Source organism: Sphingopyxis sp. H073 (genome assembly GCF_001468395.1).
GTDB lineage: Bacteria > Pseudomonadota > Alphaproteobacteria > Sphingomonadales > Sphingomonadaceae > Sphingopyxis.
In genome coordinates this window covers 21,202-37,775 of record NZ_LNSG01000007.1, presented here as the reverse complement: position 1 = coordinate 37,775, position 16,574 = coordinate 21,202, and the positions used below count along the sequence as shown (strand labels likewise).

Below are 16,574 nucleotides of genomic sequence, written 5' to 3'. Positions count from 1 at the left end.
GACCCCGGATCAAGTCCGGGGTGACGAAGGAATAGGGGGCAGGCTCTGACGATGCGTGCGGATCTGAACGGCGCTCTGATCGCAGCGCAGGTGTATCGCAACGCCGCACAGCAAGCCCTAAGTGAGCGGTTAAATCATCCGTGTGTCCCCGCGAAGGCGGGGACCCATCATCCAACGGCTCAAAATAGCACCGACGGGAGATGGACCCCCGCCTTCGCGGGGGAACAGGAAAGCCCGAAAAGCTCCAGGCCGGACCTCTCCCCCATCGACCGCGAACAACGCGCCGCGCACGGCTTCGCATGGGTCGCAACCACCGTTGCCGCGCTCGAAGCCACGCTCGGCTGGCTCGACTCGAACGGCGACTCCAATCCCCTCGACGACAAAATCGCCGCCCTCGCCTTCGCTGAAGGCATCGGCCAACTCACCGGCGGCCTGCCGATGGGGCAGAACGAAATCTTCCGCCCCGCCGACCTCGGCCTCACCGCCGCAGCCCGCACGCTTGCCGACGCCTGCGCCGACCTGCTGAATACCGACCACGCCACGACCCGCGCCAGCGTCGCCGCCGCGCTCGCCGAAGGCCATTGGCCGAGCGAGACGCTCCACGACGCCGACCTCGACGCGATCCGCGAACAATATCGCCGCTTCACCGACGCCGCGATCGTCCCGCACGCCCACGCTTGGCACCTCGCGAACGACCTGGTCCCCGATGCAACGGTGCAGGCGATGGCTGAGCTAGGCACCTTTGGTGTCTGTATTCCCGAGGAATATGGCGGGCTCGGCCTCGGCAAGCTCGTCATGTGCATCGTCACCGAAGAGCTGTCGCGCGGCTGGATCGGCGCCGGGTCGCTCGGCACGCGGTCGGAGATTGCGGGCGAATTGATCGCGATGGGCGGCACCGACGCGCAAAAGACCGAATGGCTGCCGCGGATCGCCAGCGGCGAGATCCTGCCGACGGCGGTGTTCACCGAACCCGACGTCGGCTCCGACCTCGGCGCGCTGCAAACCAAGGCGCGTCGCGAGGGCGACCGCTGGATCATCGACGGCGCGAAGACCTGGATCACCCACGCCGCGCGCTCGGACCTGATGACCCTGCTCGCCCGCACCCTGCCCGATGCGAAGGGCTATGCCGGCCTGTCGATGCTGCTCGTCCCCAAGCCGCGCGGGACCGAGAGCGATCCCTTTCCTGCAGCCGGGATGACCGGCAGCGAGATCGAGGTACTCGGCTATCGCGGGATGCGCGAATATGCGCTGCAGTTCGAGGGGCTTACGGCACCCGCCGACGCGCTGCTCGGCGGCGAGGAGGGGCAAGGCTTCAAGCAGCTGATGCGCACCTTCGAGGGCGCCCGCATCCAGACCGCCGCGCGCGCCGTCGGCGTCGCGCGCCGCGCGCTCGAACTCGGGCTCGACTATGCACTGACCCGCAAGCAGTTCGGGAAGGCGATCATCCATTTCCCGCGCGTCGCCGACAAGCTCGCTATGAGCCTCGTCGATTTCATAACCGCGCGCGAGCTGAGCTACGCAGCCGCGCGCGCGAAGGATTCGGGCAAGCGCTGCGATATCGAGGCGGGCATGGCGAAGCTGCTCGGCGCGCGCGCCGCCTGGTCGAACGCCGATGCCGCGCTGCAGATCCATGGCGGCAACGGCTATGCCCTTGAGTATGAGATCAGCCGTATCCTCTGCGACGCGCGCATCCTCAACATCTTCGAGGGCGCAGCCGAGATTCAGGCGCAGGTGATCGCGCGCGGACTGACCGGAGGACGCAATTGATGAGCGACTGGCAGGCCTGGATCGGCCGCGAGGATGTCCGCCACGATCATATCGATCCCGCCGCGGTCGCGCGCTGGCTAGCGACGCTCGACCGTAGCGCGCCCGCCGACGGCAGCGTCCCGCAGGCGTATCACTGGTGCCTTTGCCTGCCCGACGCGCCGACCGCGACCCTCGGCGCCGACGGCCATCCGGTGCGCGGGGACAGCGACGACAGCTTCCTGCCCCCCATCCCCCTGCCGCGCCGCATGTGGGCGGCGAGCAAGGTCGAATTCCTCGCGCCCTTGCGCCCCCGCCAGTCGATCATGCGCAGTTCGCGCGTCGCCTCGATCACCGAAAAGCAGGGCGGCACGGGCAAGCTCGTCTTCGCCGAAATTGCTCACGAAACCCGTGGGGACGGCGCCCTCGCGGTGCGCGAAATCCAGTCGATCGTCTTCCGCGAGCCCGCGCCCGCCGGCGCTCCCGCTGCCCCTCCCCCGCCCGGCGAGGGCAAGTTCGACGCATCGGGCTGGGAAGCGCACCGGATGCTCGTCCCGTCCGAAGCGCTGCTGTTCCGTTACTCGGCGCTGACCTTCAACAGCCACCGCATTCATTATGACCTGCCCTATGCGACCCACGAAGAGGGCTACCGCGGCCTCGTCGTCCACGGCCCACTCACCGCGACGCTCCTGCTCGACCTTGCGGCGCTACATCTCGGGGACAACATGCTCCAACGCTTCGCCTTCCGCGGCCTGTCCCCCGCGATCTGCGGTGATCCGCTCCATCTCGTCCTTCGTCGCGACGACGACACCATCGCCCTCGCCGCTTTTGCCGCCGATCGCCGACAGGTGATGGCGGCGACGGCCAACTGAAAGAGAAATATCGATGTCCGAACCATTGCACCCCGAAATTCGCGAATCCGTTCGCCGCCTGTGCGCCGAATTCCCCGGCAGCTATTGGCAGGCGCTCGACCGCGATCGCATCTATCCGACCGACTTCGTCCGTACCCTGACCGAAGCGGGTTTCCTGTCGGTGCTCGTGCCCGAAGAATATGGCGGCGCCGGGCTCGGCCTGTCGGCGGCGACCGCGATCCTCGAGGAGATCCATCGTTCGGGCTGCAACGGCGGCGCCTGCCACGCGCAGATGTACACGATGGGGACGATCCTGAAGCACGGCTCGCCCGAGCAGAAGGCGCGCTACCTGCCCGGCATCGCGAGCGGGGCGCTTCGCCTGCAGGCCTTCGGCGTCACCGAACCGACGAGCGGCACCGACACGACGCGGATCAAGACCTTCGCGCGCCGCGACGGCGACGATTATATCGTTTCGGGCCAGAAGATCTGGATCAGCCGCGCCGAGCACAGCGACCTGATGGTCCTGCTCGTCCGTACCACCCCGCGCGATCAGGCCCAGAAATCGTCCGACGGAATGAGCGTGCTGCTCGTCGACATGCGCGAGGCGGTCGGCAACGGCCTCACCATCCGGCCGATCCGCACGATGCTCAACCATGCGACGACCGAGCTTTTCTTCGACGACCTGCGCGTTCCCGCCGCAAACCTGATCGGGGAGGAAGGCAAGGGCTTCCGCTATATTCTCGACGGCATGAATGCCGAGCGCATCCTGATCGCCAGCGAATGCATCGGCGACGGCCGCTTCTTTATCGACCGCGCCGCCGCCTACGCCTCGGAGCGCGAGGTATTCGGGCGCCCCATCGGGGAGAATCAGGGCATCCAGTTCCCGATCGCGCGTGCGCACGTCCAGATTTCGGCGGCCGCGGCGATGGTCGACAAGGCGGCGGCGATGTTCGAGGCGGGCGAGCCTTGCGGCACCGAAGCCAACATGGCGAAAATGCTTGCGTCGGAGGCAAGCTGGTACGCCGCCGATATGTGCATCCAGACGCACGGCGGCTTCGGCTTCGCCGAGGAATATGACATCGAACGCAAGTTCCGCGAAACGCGCCTCTATCAGGTCGCGCCGATCAGCACGAACCTGATCCTGAGCCACGTCGCAACGCATGTGCTGAAACTCCCCAAGAGCTTCTGAGCGGGACGCGCGGAGAATTTGGGGAAGCTATGGTGCCGCTTACAGGACTCGAACCTGTGGCCCCATCATTACGAATGATGTGCTCTACCAACTGAGCTAAAGCGGCACTGGTGCCCAGAAGAGGATTTTTCGCCAAAAGTCAAATCTGGCGGAAAACCGTGGGTTTGGGTCAGCTACGTTGCGGCGGTGGACTAGTCGAATGGAGTACCTAGCGCAAGCCCCCTTATCCGCCTGATTGCTCCGCCTTCCATTTTTCTAGTGCAGCCCAGCCACAACGTATGTCCGCTATTTGCCGCCAAGTCGCGTAGCTCTCGGTGTTGTCCTCGACCACATAGGCATCCGCAACCTCTTTGGCCTTGGCGCAAAGCTCTTGCTGCGTTGCCCCTCCCTTGGCGAGAACTTGGAATTGGCGGAACAATACGGCTGACCGCGGTTCGCCACAGGCGGACAGGATCAGGGGCGACAACAACAGCAACCAACGCAATGCGACCTCCTAGCTACAAACAAGTTGCGCGTATGAGCGACGGGTTGCCAACAACTTAAATTCTGGGGTCCCCAAACCGAAATTCAGTATCATCATGTTCGGGCTGTTGATCCCTCATGCAGGCCAGTGCCTCATCGTGCAGTTTACTCGCAGCAACGGCGATAGACGCGGTCAGCATAAAACGGGCTTTTTGCTGCAAGGCAGCGTCCGGTATCTTGCCGTACTTCACAAGCTCGCATTTTTCGGCGGCCCGCATCCAACTGAAGAAATAGGCGTTAACCCGGCGCACCCTATATGCGACTTCGGGGTAAGTTAGGGATGCGACTTCGCCCTTTCCTGCCGACGCAGCCATGAACCAGCGCCTGCCCGCTCTCCGCCCGAAAAAGTAGCCAGACAGGAAAATTGCGGGCAGCAACATTAGCAAGAAAAAGGAGAGCAAATTGGTATCCGGCATCTATCGGTCGCCAGCCGCTAGGGCCTCGATAATCATTGCCAACCTATCCGCATGGCAAAAAAGGCGCTGGGGATACTCCGCGACAAGCGAGTTAAGGCCTAGCGCCTCTGGAGAAGCGATGAGAAGCATGGGTAAGAATATCTCAAACATCCACCGCCGGTATTATTTTGCCGTCGGGAACGCAACAATGGCCAACTAGCCTAAATCGAAAATCGGTATCCTCATGCGAGGGGGCAACTCTGACCATAGACACGGCAGTTACCCCCCGTGGGGGGCGCCCCCGGCTCCATACAGCGCGCGCCCGGCGATTGCCCGGCTTCATCCCCTGCCGATGATCGGGCGCGGCCCAGCGTCAAACCCTCTTGCATCCCTGACTGTTCACGCATAAACGTTCGATAACTTGTGAACGCCTAGGAGCGATTTCATGCCTACCCCGAGCAAAGCCATTGCCTATCTCCGTGTATCGACTGACCGGCAGGGACGCAGCGGTCTTGGCCTAGAAGCCCAGCGTGAAGCCGTGGCGCGCTATGCCGCTGCATCGGGGCTGGATATCGTCGGGGAGTACCAAGAGATTGAAACCGGCAAAGGCAGCAATGCCCTCGCCAAGCGTCCACAGCTTCTTGCCGCGCTCACAGAAGCGAAGCGGACGAAGGCCAAGCTAGTGCTCGCCAAGCTGGACCGCCTTGCCCGCAACGTCCATTTCATTTCAGGCCTCATGGAGACCGGGGTTGATTTCGCCGTGGCGGACATGCCGAACGCTGATCGCTTCCAGCTTCATCTCTATGCGGCCCTCGCGGAGCGGGAAGGCGAGATTATATCGCAGCGGACGAAGGCAGCCCTTGCCGCGGCCAAAGCGAAGGGGACCGTGCTGGGGACCAACGGCAAGGCGCTGGCAGCGGCGAACAAGGCAGCGGCAATGGAGCGCCTAGAGCCTCTTGCTGATCGCCTACAGGCCATGAAGGACAGCGGCCTATCCGTTCGCCGGATGATCGCAGCCTTGAACGATGAAGGCATTCCTTCGCCAGCCGGGGGCAAGTGGCATCCTGCCAATCTGCATCGGGCGCTTAGTCGGCTGGCCGCGTGAGGGCTGGCGCGGCTGGATAGGGGCGCCCCTTTTGAAGTTGTCCACGGGTCGGCACACGGGCGCGAGACAAACGGGTGGAAATGGCCTCTCTTCATGGTTGGCTTTCTTGAAAACTAGGGACATAATTGTCCCCGACACCCGGCACGGATTGATTTGACCCTTTATAAGGAGAAGTCCGTGCAACGCTGGTCTGCCCTCGTGGCTATCGTCAAATCCTTCAACGAGCGGGGATCGCCCCGGCTGGCTTTCGCCACGGTGATAGCGTTCCTCATTCCGCCGATCTTTTTTGCGGCGCTGGTGGCCTTTAAGGTCTCTTGAGGGCCGGGGGAAATGCGTCAGTCGGATTGATACCACTATTGACATAGAGAACGCGGCCCAGCGCCCGGCAAGGCGTCGGCCTATTGCGGCTGCCCTATTCTGATACCGACACAACATCAGCACCCGCGAGAGGACTTCCCATGCTCATCACCATTGACGCCAGCAAGCTATCAGACCCCGATGCAGTCGCTCGATACGCAGGCCGCGAGCGGTCCTATCGCTCCGGGATGCGCCATGCTCTTGAAGCCCTTGGCGTCCCCGTCCCCGCTCCGCTGCAACCGCGTCAGCCGGGCCGCAAGCGGGCGCACTCACCGACTTAAATCCTTAGTCTCGACGCGCGGGCTTTTCCGTTGAACGCGCATCGCGATTTTCCTTGGGCCGTCGGCCCCTCCCTGCCGCTGTCCTACATTCTCCTGTGGGCGGCAGGGAGGGGCCGCGCCTTGGGCCTCCCCGTCTGCGCTGTCTGTGCTGGCGCGCTTGCGCCCCGGATTGAGCCGGGCCGGACACAGGCGAGCGCGGGGGATAGCTGTCTCGGCTTTGATACACATGAAAACAATCGAAAGGACACCATGACTAATTCGGGCACCCTGCCCATTTCCGCCGCTGGTCTAGATGCTTTGCGGAACGACCCCGGCCTTGCCGACTATTTCCGGCGCAATCGGGCGCGCATGGCTGCTTGCCGTGCGATGCTGGACCTGCTCCGCATTCCGTACCCCGATTGGGCGCTCCGCGACATTAGCGGACGTGGCGCACAGCACAGGGATATGATCGCCATGTTCAACCGGGACAACCCGCATGAACGCTTCCCCTCGGCTCGATAGATGGACGACCACGACCCAGCCGGGGACGCACAGGCTATGCGGTTCGCCCTAGATCGGCTTGACATTGTCGGTGGACCCTCCCCGCATTGGGCGCATTGGAACATCACCGGCCCAAGGTCGGAGCACAAGGCGATGCTCGCCCGGTTCAATGCCGATAATCCCGACATCAATAATCCCTGGGGGTACACCCCGGCCATCGGCTGACTGCCGCCCTTACCTATAGGAGAATAGAATATGCTCGCCGTACCGGCCTGCAAATACCGTGCTGTCATCGACGCTAACCGCCAGACCTTCTTCGATTGGGCTATCCCGATCATATTCGGCCAAACACTTTTCGCTGATGAACGCATCCCCTTCTTGTCCGACGATGAACATATGAGCCTGATCCTGTTCGTCATCGGCAACATCATGGACGACCCGGCCTTACTTGCTGACTTCATGCAAGCTAACCGCAAGGGCGCGCCCAAGGTCTTTCGTGCAATCCGATAACCCCCTCGTCCCGGACGGCATATGCCACGGCCCGGACCTATCGAAGATGACGCAGCGGGACCGGATGGAGCATCACCGCAAGCAGATACGGAACGCCGCCAAGTGGCAAGGTATCGACGGGGTGAACGCTTACAAGGCGCAGCATCCCGAAGCGAAGCGCATCCGGGTTATCAGTGAGCCGGTGGCCTATCCGCCAAAGCCAAAGGGATATGACGCAGCGATCCTCGCCCTAGTCATCCTGTGGTTCAACAGCGACGCCGCCTTGGCCTCGACCAATCGGGACGACGTGCTGCGCCTCAATGCCAAGCTCGGGAGCGACTTCGACCCCGACCGCTTCTTTAGCCGGGCAGTATCGAAAGGCCTCCGGGAAAAGATCGCCGCAACATTCACCCAGCAGGGCGCGCATCTGGACCCCTCCACCATCAAGAGCCTGTCCACCGTCCGAAAGGCCGTCGCCGCCGCCAAGGCGCGCGCTGCGCCCGCGGCAATCCCCTTCGCCGGGATCGGGACGCGCACCGGGAATATGCTGACGATCGGCAGCCAGACGTTCCGTATCGAAAACCATTATGGGCGCGAATGTGTCCGGCTTTCGATGAACGGGAAGCGGCAGCGGATACCCCTCGACGCATTGCAGATCATGTTCGCGGGAATGGAGCGGGAAAAGCGGGGGGACACCCCCTCTTACCTACTATGTAATAGTATAGGGGAACTGGCCCGAAACTCCGAAAGTCCCACAATCGACCCCCCGGAAAGCAGCCTTCGGGCCAATTCCCACCCTCCCGAATGTAGGGAACTGGCCCGAGAAGTCCCGCCCCCCTCGACCGCTGACCGCATTGCGAAGCTAGCCGTCACCACAGCGGCGGGCGCTATCGCTGGCAGGATGGGGCAGACCCCTCCAGTGCGCTTTTCCTTTCGCATTTACCCGATGCCTTCCTGAAGCGCGTGCAGCCAGCCGTGGCGGAACCCGACGAACGGGAGCTGGACGAAACCGATAGCGAGATTGCCCGCCTGAAATCCGCGCTGGAAACCGTTTCCGCCGATTGTTCGCGCAATGACTGGCTGCTTGTCTTGTTGGCCATTCATTCGACCGGCTGGAGCTGCGCCGAAGAAATCGCCCGCGAATGGAGCATGACAGCTCCGCATCTTTGGGACGAACGGGCTTTTGCCGCCGTCTGGAAAAGCGCCAGTGCCAGCCGCGAAGGCGGGCGCACTGTTCGGAGCATCTACTATGCCGCCGCCCGCAACGGCTGGATTGACCCCGACGCCAACATCTATGCCGAAACGCTTGGCGATATCGACAACGGCCACCGCTTCGCCGCCGCCAATCGGGGCCGCCTGATCCATGACCGCGCGACCGGGAAATGGCGCGAATATGCCAATGGCATCTGGCGACTGTGTGAAACCGGGCAGGAAGTGACCGCCGCCAAAGCGGTAGCAGATGCCAACTTGCGGGAAGCTGGCGCGAAGCTCTCTGCCAACCCAAGCGACGGCAGCAAAGCGGACTATGGCCAGGCCTTGAAGGTCCATCGATCCGCGCCCCGCATTGCCGCCATGATCGATATGGCGAAGGCCGAACAGGGCATGACTGTTGCTGATCCTACAGCCTTTGACCGCAACCCGCTTTTGCTTGGCGTCGAAGGCGGGGCCATCGATTTGCGCGCGGGCAAATGGCTGGCCCCTTCGCCCGCGCACCGGATCAGCAAATGCGTTGGCGTGGCCTATGATCCGAATGCCACCTGCCCGCGATGGGAAGCGTTCCTGTCTGACATTCTGGCGGATCAGGAACAGGTTGCCTTCCTCCAGCGGTTCGCCGGATATTCACTTACCGGGCTTGTCGATGAAGAGGTATTCCTGTTCATGCAGGGGGCCGGGGCCAACGGCAAAAGCGTCATGGCGAACGTGCTGGCTGCGGTGTTTGGCGAATATGCCGTTACAGTCGGTTCGGAATTGCTGGCAGTGACAAAGAACGAGGGGGAGGCTTCGCGCTTCAAGCACCGCTTGCTTGGGGCACGGCTGGCGTTGGTCAATGAAGTTGGACAGGCCGACACGTTCAACGATCAGCGGATCAAGGAAATCGTTTCGCGCGAAGCCATCCCAACCCGTGCCCTTTATGGTGAAGCGTTCGATTTCTATCCGACGCATACGCTTTGGGTTCGCGGCAATCATCGCCCTGCCATCCGCGATGCAGGGGACGGAATGTGGCGGCGGCTAATCCTGTTGCCATTCGCTCGCCAGTTCGCACCGGATGAACGGGTGCGCGACCTTGACCGGCAATTGCTGGAGGCGGAAGGCAGCGGCATTCTGAATTGGTGCATTGCCGGTTGCCTGCGCTGGCAAAAGATCGGCCTTCAGGTGCCGCCGTCAATCTTGCAGGAAACGGCGATGTATCGCGACGACACCGACGTTATCGGGGACTGGCTGGCAACCGAATGCGATATGAGGCCGGATGCCCGGTGCAGCATCGCTACCATTTTTGCCTCCTACCAGAATCACTTCGCCATGCTTGGCATGACTCCGATGACGCGCCCCGCCTTCGTCCGCATGATGGGCACGAGGGGGTTCCGGCGGCTGAAGAGCAACGGCAAGAGCTATCTCTTGGGAATCGATGTGAGTTTCGGCGATTTGTGAGGGCACGAAGGGCGCTACTAAAGCAGTTCGCCAAAACCTTGTCTGAAAACGCAATTCAGGGAGGGTTACGGGAAACAAGCCTTGAAGCGCCCTTCGCGCCCTGAAATCATTTTCGGTGATCCTATGGCCGATTCCCGGTGGAATCTGAATCAGCGGCTCCGCGCCCCCGCCATACGGATGCCCCCGCCAGAGGGACCCAAACTTGCATCAAGCAGCGCGCAAAGTGTCGAGATAGTCGGACCACCATTGCGCCATTTCCACCCGCTCCGCCCAATGTGCGCCGCGATGATAGGCACCGCGCAAGCCATCCGCCGCCTTGTGCGCCAGCGCCCGTTCAATGGCATCGGGATTCCACTTGCCGCTTTCGTTTAGCAGCGTGCTGGCCATTGCGCGGAAACCGTGCGCCGTCATTTCATCGCCGGAATAGCCCAGCCGCCGAAGTGCCGCGTTGATTGTGTTTTCCGACATGGGCCGTTTACCGGGATAGAGCGAAGCGAACACATAGCGATGACGGCCTGTCAGGGCTTGTGCCGCTTGCAGGATAGCAATTGCTTGGCGGGAAAGCGGGACCATGTGTGGCTGGCGCATTTTCATCTTGGACGCTGCGATTTTCCAGACGCCCGCCTCCAAATCGATTTCCTCCCATTCGGCTTGCCGCAATTCGCCGGGGCGCACGAACACATGGGGAGCGAGCTTCAGCGCCAGTTGCGTCATGGGTTGGCCGTCATAGCCATCTATCGCCCGAAGCAACGCGCCCACGCCCTTGGCATCAAGGATGGCCGCATGGTGCGTGACTTTGGGGGCCACCAATGCGCCGCGCAATGTAGCGGCTGGATCAGCTTTGGCGCGGGCCGTGGCCACGGCATAGCGGAACACCCGGCTGGCGAAGGACCGCATTCGCCGCGCTGTCTCCAGATGCCCCTTGGCCTCCACTTTCTTGAGCGCCCCAAGCAATTCAACCGGGCTGATTTCATCGACCGGGCGCGACCCCAAGGCCGGTTCAAGCAACGATAGCAGCCAGCGCGCTTTGCCAATGGTGACAGCCGCACGGCCTTCCCTGTCCGACTTTTCGATGTATTCTTCGGCCACTGCTTTGAACGTGTTTTCCGCCCGTAGCGTGGCGTCCAGCCGCTCTGTGCGCTTTTGTTCCGATGGATCGATGCCAGAGGCAATCAGCTTGCGCGCTTCAGTGCAGCGTTCGCGGGCTTCCTTCAGCGCCACATCGGGATAGCGGCCAAGCGAGAGCTTCTTTTCCTTGCCCGCAATCCGATACTTCAAGCGCCAGAGTTTGCCGCCGGACGGCTGCACCAGCAGGAACAGCCCGCGTTCGTCCGATAGCTTGATGGGTTTGGGGCCAGGCTTGGCCGCGCGGATTGCAATGTCACTCAGGGGCATGGGGGCCACTCCAAAAGCTAGTTTGGATTTGGCCCCCATCATGGCCCCCACTTTTGCCCGGTTGCGGGCGAATGGAGGCGGACAACAGCGGCCAGATCAGGCCACTTTATCGCAGATTTCCTTGGTTTTTTCAACTGTTGGCGCATATCGCCGAACAGGTAAATGGTGCCCAGAAGAGGACTCGAACCTCCACGACCTTGCGATCGCCAGCACCTGAAGCTGGTGCGTCTACCAATTCCGCCATCTGGGCACGGGGTAGGAGCGGGCGCTTAGCGGCGGCGTGACCGGCTTGTCAACCGCGCGAGCGCGCGGTGCGCAATTTTATTCGCCAAGCCGCGGTTTCGCGTCGTACCGTACACCCTGCCCCCTTGCTCCGGCGGACGCTTCGCGGCATGGGGAGCGCATTCGGCGCCGTGTGCGCCGCCAGAGAATCGGACACAGGCGCACATCATGCAAAAGCTTGACGGACAATTGATCACCGTGTTCGGCGGCGGCGGCTTTCTCGGCCGCTATGTCGTCCAGCGGCTGCTCGCACGCGGCGCGCGCGTCCGCATCGCCGAGCGCGAGCCGCGCAAGGCGCTGTTCCTGAAGCCGCTCGGCGGGCTCGGCCAGATGCAGTTCGTCGCCGCCGACGTCCGCGACGCCGCAAGCGTGGCGCGCGCGGTGCAGGAAAGCGATGCGGTGATCAATCTCGTCGGCGCGTTCGACGATATGGCTGCCGTGCAGACCGATGGCGCGCGCCATGTGGCGGCCGCCGCCAAGACCGCGGGCGCGCAGGCGCTCGTCCATATCTCGGCGATCGGCGCCGACAGCAACAGCCCTTCGGCCTACGGTCGCAGCAAGGGCGAGGGCGAAGCCGCCGTGCGCAAGGCGTTTCCCGACGCCGCGATCCTGCGTCCCTCGATCCTGTTCGGCCGCGAGGACAATTTCATCAACCGCTTTGCGACGATGATCCGCTTCCTGCCTGTCCTTCCGGTGATCGCGCCGGAGACGAAGTTCCAGCCGGTCTATGTCGGCGATGTCGCCGATGCGGTGGTCGCCGCGCTCGGTGACGAGGCCGCGGGTAAGATTTTCGAGCTCGGCGGGCCGCAGGTTCTGACGATGCTCGACCTGCAGCGGTGGATCGCGGAGGCGACGGGCCGCAAGCGGCTGTTCGTCGAATTGCCCGACATGGTCTCGGATGCGCTTGCGACCGGCCTCGGCTGGGCCCCCGGCGCACCGATCACGAAGGACCAGTGGCTGATGCTCCAGCGCGACAATGTCGTCGCGGCTGGCGCCGCCAGCCTCGGCCAGCTTGGCATCACCCCGACCTCGCTCGCCGCGGTCGCCGAAGGCTGGCTGGTGCAATATCGCCGCCACGGCCGCTTCGCCCAGACTGCCTGATAGCGGCCGGAAATAGCGGCTGGAAAATAGCGCGCGGGCTGTTAGGCTCGGCCGAGGACATAAGGGGCGTCCGGCATCGGTCGGGCGCCCTTTCGTTTATTCGCAACCTTCAAGACGGAATCCCATGAGCATCTGGCTGACCGCGATTATCCTCGGCATCGTCGAGGGGCTGACCGAATTTCTTCCCGTTTCCTCGACGGGCCACCTGATCCTGGCGACCGAGCTGCTCGGTTATGACGCGGCGAAATGGGCGGTGTTCAACATCGCGATCCAGCCCGGCGCGATCCTGGCGATCGTCGTGCTTTACTGGCGCACCTTCCGCGACATCTTCACCGGGCTACTCCGGCGCGACCCCGTCGCCTTCGCCTTCGTACGCAACCTGCTTCTGGCCTTCATTCCCGCCGTCGTGCTCGGGCTCGCCTTCGGCGACTATATCGAGGCGCTGCTCGAGAATGCCGTCGTCGTCGCCTGGGCGCTGATCATCGGCGGCGTCGGTATCCTGATCGTCGAGCGCTTTGCCAAGCCGAAGGAAAGCGGCGGCGTCGCGGCGCTCTCGACGCGCCAGTCGATCATCGTCGGGCTGGTCCAGTGCATCGCGATGATCCCCGGCGTCAGCCGCTCGGGCGCGACGATCATGGGCGCGATGGCGCTCGGTATCGATCGCAAGACCGCCGCCGAGTTCAGCTTCTTCCTCGCGCTGCCGACGCTGACCGGGGCCACGGTGCTCCAACTCGCCAAACATCATGACGCGATCACGAAGAACGACATCGGGCTGATCGCGCTCGGCGCCTTCGTATCGTTCGTCGTCGCGTGGGCGGTCATCAAGGCCTTCCTTGCGGTGGTAACCCGCTATGGCTTTGCGCCTTTCGCCTGGTATCGAATCATCGTCGGCGTGGCCGCGCTAGTATGGCTCGCCGCAAGATAGGGCCGATTTGGTATTATATGCGAAACATAATTGCGCAGTAAGGCCGGTGCAGTCCAAGAGCGTCTGATTTAAGGTCAGTATTATTGACCTAATCGGCATTTCCTTCGTGACAGGCCTTTCCCAGCCATGCCATCGCCCCCGCAACGAAGGGGATACTGCATGGCTTCCGAACGCATGCTCCAGTTTGTGGGGCGTGAACAATCCTACCCTGACAAGCGGTCGGCCGAGGAGCGCGCGCGCGATTTCCGCGAGATCGCCGAGCGCTATGCGGCGCCCGACGCCGATGCGCAGGCCGCGCGCTGTTCGCAATGCGGCGTGCCCTATTGCTCGGTGCATTGTCCGCTGCACAACCATATCCCCGACTGGCTGCGCCTGACCGCCGAAGGGCGGTTGCGCGAGGCGTATGAGCTGTCGAACGCGACCTCGACCATGCCCGAAATCTGCGGCCGCATCTGCCCGCAGGATCGGCTGTGCGAAGGCAATTGCGTGATCGAATTTTCGGGCCACGGCGCCGTCACGATCGGCAGCGTGGAGAAGTATATCACGGACACCGCCTGGGCCGAAGGCTGGGTCGAGCCGCTGTATGTCGGCACGCCCACCGGCCAGTCGGTCGGCATCATCGGCGCCGGCCCGGCGGGCCTGACCGCCGCCGAATATCTGCGCGCGATGGGGCACGAGGTGCATGTCTATGACCGCCACGACCGCGCCGGAGGGCTGCTCACCTACGGCATCCCGGGCTTCAAGCTCGAGAAGGATGTCGTGATGCGCCGCATCGAGCGGCTTCGGGACGGCGGCATCCATTTCCACCTCGGCTTCGAGGTCGGCAAGGATGCCACGCTCGACCAGCTGCGGCAAAAGCATGACGCGATCCTTGTTGCGACCGGCGTGTACAAGGCGCGCGAAATCAACGTACCGGGCAACGAGGCCGCGGGCGTCGTCGCCGCGCTCGACTATCTGATCGCCTCGAACCGCAAGAGCTTCGGCGACACCGTCGTGGAATTCGAGGACGGCCGCCTCGACGCCAAGGGCAAGCACGTCGTCGTCGTCGGCGGCGGCGACACTGCGATGGACTGTGTCCGTACCGCGGTGCGCCAGGGCGCCAAGTCGGTGAAGTGCCTCTATCGCCGCGACCGCGAGAATATGCCGGGTTCGCAGCGCGAGGTCGCCAATGCCGAGGAGGAAGGCGTCGAGTTCGTCTGGCTCTCGGCACCCGAAAGCTTCACCGCCGACAAGAGCGTCAAGCAGGTGGCGGTGCAGGGCATGCGCCTTGGCGCGCCCGATGCGAGCGGGCGCCGCAGCCCCGAGCCCGATCCCGGCCGCAAGTTCGACCTGCCCGCCGACATGGTGATCAAGGCACTGGGCTTCGACCCCGAAGAGCTGCCGCACCTGTTCGGCGCGCCCGACCTCAGCGTCACGCGCTGGGGCACACTGCGCGTCGATCACCAGACGATGATGACCAGCCTGCCCGGCGTTTTCGCGGCGGGCGACATCGTGCGCGGCGCCAGCCTGGTCGTCTGGGGCATCCGCGACGGCCGCGACGTCAGCGATCAGATGGCAAAGTGGTTGAAAGCGAAGGCGATAAGCGAAAAGAAGGCAGCATGACCAACAGGGGAAGGATCATGTTTATGTCGAAATGGAAATCCGCGCTGCTCGCCGGCGCCATGCTGATCGTGCCTGCGCAGGCTTTTGCTGCGCCGAACAAGGAAGCGCCTGTCGTCGTTTTCGAACCTTCGCAGACGAAACCGGAGACGATTCCGGAGACCGAATATAACAGCGAGGCCGCAATGGCCGACGCCAAAGCGAAGATGCAGAAGGAGATCGACGAAGCGATCAAGCTGGTCGAGAAGATCTTCGGCACCGACAAGCTGCCACCCGTCGCGCCCGCACAGCTGGCGCTCGCGCAAACGACGACCACCGCGCTGATCCCGCCGGGCAGCCTCGAGAAGATGCTCGACAATCTCTACGGCAAGCTTTTCAAGGGCCTGCTCGGCGAGTTCGGCGGCATGTCCGACGTGATGTTGTCGATCAAGACCGGCGTCGACAGCGAAAAGATCGCGACGCTCGACGAGAAGAGCAAGACCGCGATCGCCGACCTGTTCGACCCCTATCGCAAGCAGCGCGAGGACCAGCTGATGACGGTCGTCAAGCCGTTGATCAGCGAAGCGCTCACCGACTTGGAAGGACCGATGCGGAGCGGGCTCGCGCACGCTTATGCGCGCAAATTCTCTGCCGCGCAGCTCGGCGAGATGAACGCCTTTTTCGCGACCCCGACGGGCAAGGCGTACAGCGCCGAATGGATGGCGCTCCAGGCCGATCCCGAGGTGATGCTGGCAATGATCAAGGCGGTGCCGCCGCTGGTCGGCAAGTTCATCGACCGCGGGCCCGAGATCGAAGGCAAGTTCAAGGCGCTGCCCAAGGAAAAGCAGCTTACCGACATGAGCGACGCCGAGCTGGCGAAACTCGCCAAGCTGATGAAGGTCGACGTCAAGACGCTGAAGGAAAACCGCGACGCGTGGAACAGCCCGCCGGTCGAGGACGCGGTCGAAGCAAGCGAGGATTGGGGCGCCGCCGATGCCGCCGCCGATGCTGCTGCGGCCGATGTCGCCGAGGCCGCGGCAGCGGCTGCGGACGCTGCCGGGGAGGCGATCGACGATCCCGCCTTCGACCGCGAAAACTGGTCGGCCGCCGATCGCGCCCGCGTCGAGCAGCTCGAGGAAGCGGCGAGCAGCGCCGCAAGCGCCGCCTATGACGCGCAGGAAGCGGCTATCGCCAACGCGCGCAAGAAGAAGCCATCCGGAAAATAGAAGCGG

General features: G+C 63.4%; 16 protein-coding genes and 2 tRNA genes. 13 read left to right on the top strand and 5 right to left on the bottom strand.

Features of this window, described 5'->3' with window-relative positions:
- Positions 1 to 51 precede the first annotated feature (51 nt).
- From ATE64_RS14235 to ATE64_RS14225, 3 genes are read left to right on the top strand one after another with little or no spacing between them, the layout of a single operon-like run.
- Positions 52 to 1,767: an acyl-CoA dehydrogenase family protein gene (locus tag ATE64_RS14235; protein WP_058457244.1), complete on the top strand. Its 1,716-nt coding sequence runs from the start codon at positions 52 to 54 to the stop codon at positions 1,765 to 1,767.
- On the top strand, positions 1,767 to 2,615 hold the full coding sequence (locus ATE64_RS14230) for a MaoC family dehydratase N-terminal domain-containing protein (protein ID WP_058457243.1): 849 nt from the start codon (positions 1,767 to 1,769) through the stop codon (positions 2,613 to 2,615). Before ATE64_RS14235 ends, ATE64_RS14230 begins: the two co-directional genes overlap by 1 nt.
- A gap of 13 nt (positions 2,616 to 2,628) precedes the next feature.
- Complete coding sequence (locus tag ATE64_RS14225; RefSeq protein WP_058457242.1) at positions 2,629 to 3,783, top strand: acyl-CoA dehydrogenase family protein; 1,155 nt, start codon at positions 2,629 to 2,631, stop codon at positions 3,781 to 3,783.
- A gap of 30 nt (positions 3,784 to 3,813) precedes the next feature.
- Here the strand turns inward: ATE64_RS14225 and ATE64_RS14220 are convergent.
- From ATE64_RS14220 to ATE64_RS14215, 3 genes are all read right to left on the bottom strand, one after another.
- Positions 3,814 to 3,889, bottom strand: a tRNA-Thr gene (locus ATE64_RS14220).
- A 117-nt stretch (positions 3,890 to 4,006) separates the two neighbouring features.
- The gene (locus ATE64_RS21750; RefSeq protein WP_156416594.1) at positions 4,007 to 4,267 is read right to left on the bottom strand and encodes a hypothetical protein; all 261 of its coding nucleotides are present in this window, start codon (positions 4,265 to 4,267) and stop codon (positions 4,007 to 4,009) included.
- Positions 4,268 to 4,322: 55 nt separating this feature from the next.
- Positions 4,323 to 4,721, bottom strand: coding sequence for a hypothetical protein (locus ATE64_RS14215; RefSeq protein ID WP_058457241.1), 399 nt, complete (start codon positions 4,719 to 4,721; stop codon positions 4,323 to 4,325).
- Positions 4,722 to 5,145: 424 nt separating this feature from the next.
- On the opposite strand from ATE64_RS14215, the gene ATE64_RS14210 reads away from it, so the two are divergent.
- The 6 genes from ATE64_RS14210 to ATE64_RS14185 all read left to right on the top strand — a co-directional run bounded on the left by ATE64_RS14210 (position 5,146) and on the right by ATE64_RS14185 (position 10,061).
- A complete protein-coding gene (locus ATE64_RS14210; RefSeq protein WP_058457240.1) occupies positions 5,146 to 5,805 on the top strand; it encodes a recombinase family protein in 660 nt (219 codons plus the stop codon).
- A 177-nt stretch (positions 5,806 to 5,982) separates the two neighbouring features.
- Positions 5,983 to 6,123, top strand: a complete 141-nt coding sequence (locus ATE64_RS21745; protein ID WP_156416593.1) for a hypothetical protein — start codon at positions 5,983 to 5,985, stop codon at positions 6,121 to 6,123.
- A gap of 569 nt (positions 6,124 to 6,692) precedes the next feature.
- Positions 6,693 to 6,944 (top strand): hypothetical protein, encoded by a 252-nt coding sequence (locus ATE64_RS22110; protein ID WP_058457239.1) that lies wholly within the window; start codon positions 6,693 to 6,695, stop codon positions 6,942 to 6,944.
- Between the two features lie 234 nt (positions 6,945 to 7,178).
- On the top strand, positions 7,179 to 7,433 hold the full coding sequence (locus ATE64_RS14195) for a hypothetical protein (protein ID WP_058457237.1): 255 nt from the start codon (positions 7,179 to 7,181) through the stop codon (positions 7,431 to 7,433).
- 46 nt (positions 7,434 to 7,479) lie between these two features.
- Positions 7,480 to 8,370 (top strand): hypothetical protein, encoded by an 891-nt coding sequence (locus ATE64_RS14190; RefSeq protein WP_058457236.1) that lies wholly within the window; start codon positions 7,480 to 7,482, stop codon positions 8,368 to 8,370.
- A gap of 17 nt (positions 8,371 to 8,387) precedes the next feature.
- A complete protein-coding gene (locus tag ATE64_RS14185) occupies positions 8,388 to 10,061 on the top strand; it encodes a phage/plasmid primase, P4 family (protein ID WP_058457235.1) in 1,674 nt (557 codons plus the stop codon).
- 207 nt (positions 10,062 to 10,268) lie between these two features.
- Here the strand turns inward: ATE64_RS14185 and ATE64_RS14180 are convergent, their stop codons facing one another.
- Positions 10,269 to 11,456 (bottom strand): integrase arm-type DNA-binding domain-containing protein, encoded by a 1,188-nt coding sequence (locus tag ATE64_RS14180; protein WP_058457234.1) that lies wholly within the window; start codon positions 11,454 to 11,456, stop codon positions 10,269 to 10,271.
- Between the two features lie 163 nt (positions 11,457 to 11,619).
- Positions 11,620 to 11,706 (bottom strand) — tRNA-Leu (locus ATE64_RS14175).
- A gap of 200 nt (positions 11,707 to 11,906) precedes the next feature.
- Here ATE64_RS14175 and ATE64_RS14170 point away from each other — a divergent pair.
- The 4 genes from ATE64_RS14170 (at position 11,907) to ATE64_RS14155 (ending at position 16,568) form a co-directional block, all read left to right on the top strand.
- Entirely contained in the window at positions 11,907 to 12,839 is a 933-nt protein-coding gene (locus tag ATE64_RS14170) for a complex I NDUFA9 subunit family protein (protein ID WP_058457233.1), read from the top strand.
- A gap of 124 nt (positions 12,840 to 12,963) precedes the next feature.
- Positions 12,964 to 13,764, top strand: a complete 801-nt coding sequence (locus tag ATE64_RS14165; protein WP_058457232.1) for an undecaprenyl-diphosphate phosphatase — start codon at positions 12,964 to 12,966, stop codon at positions 13,762 to 13,764.
- Between the two features lie 159 nt (positions 13,765 to 13,923).
- Positions 13,924 to 15,366 carry an NAD(P)-dependent oxidoreductase gene (locus ATE64_RS14160; RefSeq protein ID WP_058457231.1) on the top strand — a complete coding sequence of 481 codons (1,443 nt, stop codon included), beginning with the start codon at positions 13,924 to 13,926 and terminating at the stop codon, positions 15,364 to 15,366.
- Between the two features lie 23 nt (positions 15,367 to 15,389).
- Positions 15,390 to 16,568 carry a DUF2059 domain-containing protein gene (locus ATE64_RS14155; protein WP_231729149.1) on the top strand — a complete coding sequence of 393 codons (1,179 nt, stop codon included), beginning with the start codon at positions 15,390 to 15,392 and terminating at the stop codon, positions 16,566 to 16,568.
- Positions 16,569 to 16,574: the final 6 nt, after the last annotated feature.

What these genes read in the sequence shown, in the direction of transcription:
- ATE64_RS14215 (WP_058457241.1), bottom strand. Translation starts at nt 4,721, where the DNA reads ATGCCGGATACCAATTTGCTCTCCTTTTTCTTGCTAATGTTGCTGCCC.
- ATE64_RS22110 (WP_058457239.1), top strand. Translation starts at nt 6,693, where the DNA reads ATGACTAATTCGGGCACCCTGCCCATTTCCGCCGCTGGTCTAGATGCT.
- ATE64_RS14210 (WP_058457240.1), top strand. Translation starts at nt 5,146, where the DNA reads ATGCCTACCCCGAGCAAAGCCATTGCCTATCTCCGTGTATCGACTGAC.
- ATE64_RS14160 (WP_058457231.1), top strand. Translation starts at nt 13,924, where the DNA reads ATGGCTTCCGAACGCATGCTCCAGTTTGTGGGGCGTGAACAATCCTAC.
- ATE64_RS14235 (WP_058457244.1), top strand. Translation starts at nt 52, where the DNA reads ATGCGTGCGGATCTGAACGGCGCTCTGATCGCAGCGCAGGTGTATCGC.
- ATE64_RS14180 (WP_058457234.1), bottom strand. Translation starts at nt 11,456, where the DNA reads ATGCCCCTGAGTGACATTGCAATCCGCGCGGCCAAGCCTGGCCCCAAA.
- ATE64_RS14225 (WP_058457242.1), top strand. Translation starts at nt 2,629, where the DNA reads ATGTCCGAACCATTGCACCCCGAAATTCGCGAATCCGTTCGCCGCCTG.
- ATE64_RS14195 (WP_058457237.1), top strand. Translation starts at nt 7,179, where the DNA reads ATGCTCGCCGTACCGGCCTGCAAATACCGTGCTGTCATCGACGCTAAC.
- ATE64_RS14190 (WP_058457236.1), top strand. Translation starts at nt 7,480, where the DNA reads ATGACGCAGCGGGACCGGATGGAGCATCACCGCAAGCAGATACGGAAC.
- ATE64_RS14155 (WP_231729149.1), top strand. Translation starts at nt 15,390, where the DNA reads ATGTCGAAATGGAAATCCGCGCTGCTCGCCGGCGCCATGCTGATCGTG.
- ATE64_RS14230 (WP_058457243.1), top strand. Translation starts at nt 1,767, where the DNA reads ATGAGCGACTGGCAGGCCTGGATCGGCCGCGAGGATGTCCGCCACGAT.
- ATE64_RS14170 (WP_058457233.1), top strand. Translation starts at nt 11,907, where the DNA reads ATGCAAAAGCTTGACGGACAATTGATCACCGTGTTCGGCGGCGGCGGC.
- ATE64_RS14165 (WP_058457232.1), top strand. Translation starts at nt 12,964, where the DNA reads ATGAGCATCTGGCTGACCGCGATTATCCTCGGCATCGTCGAGGGGCTG.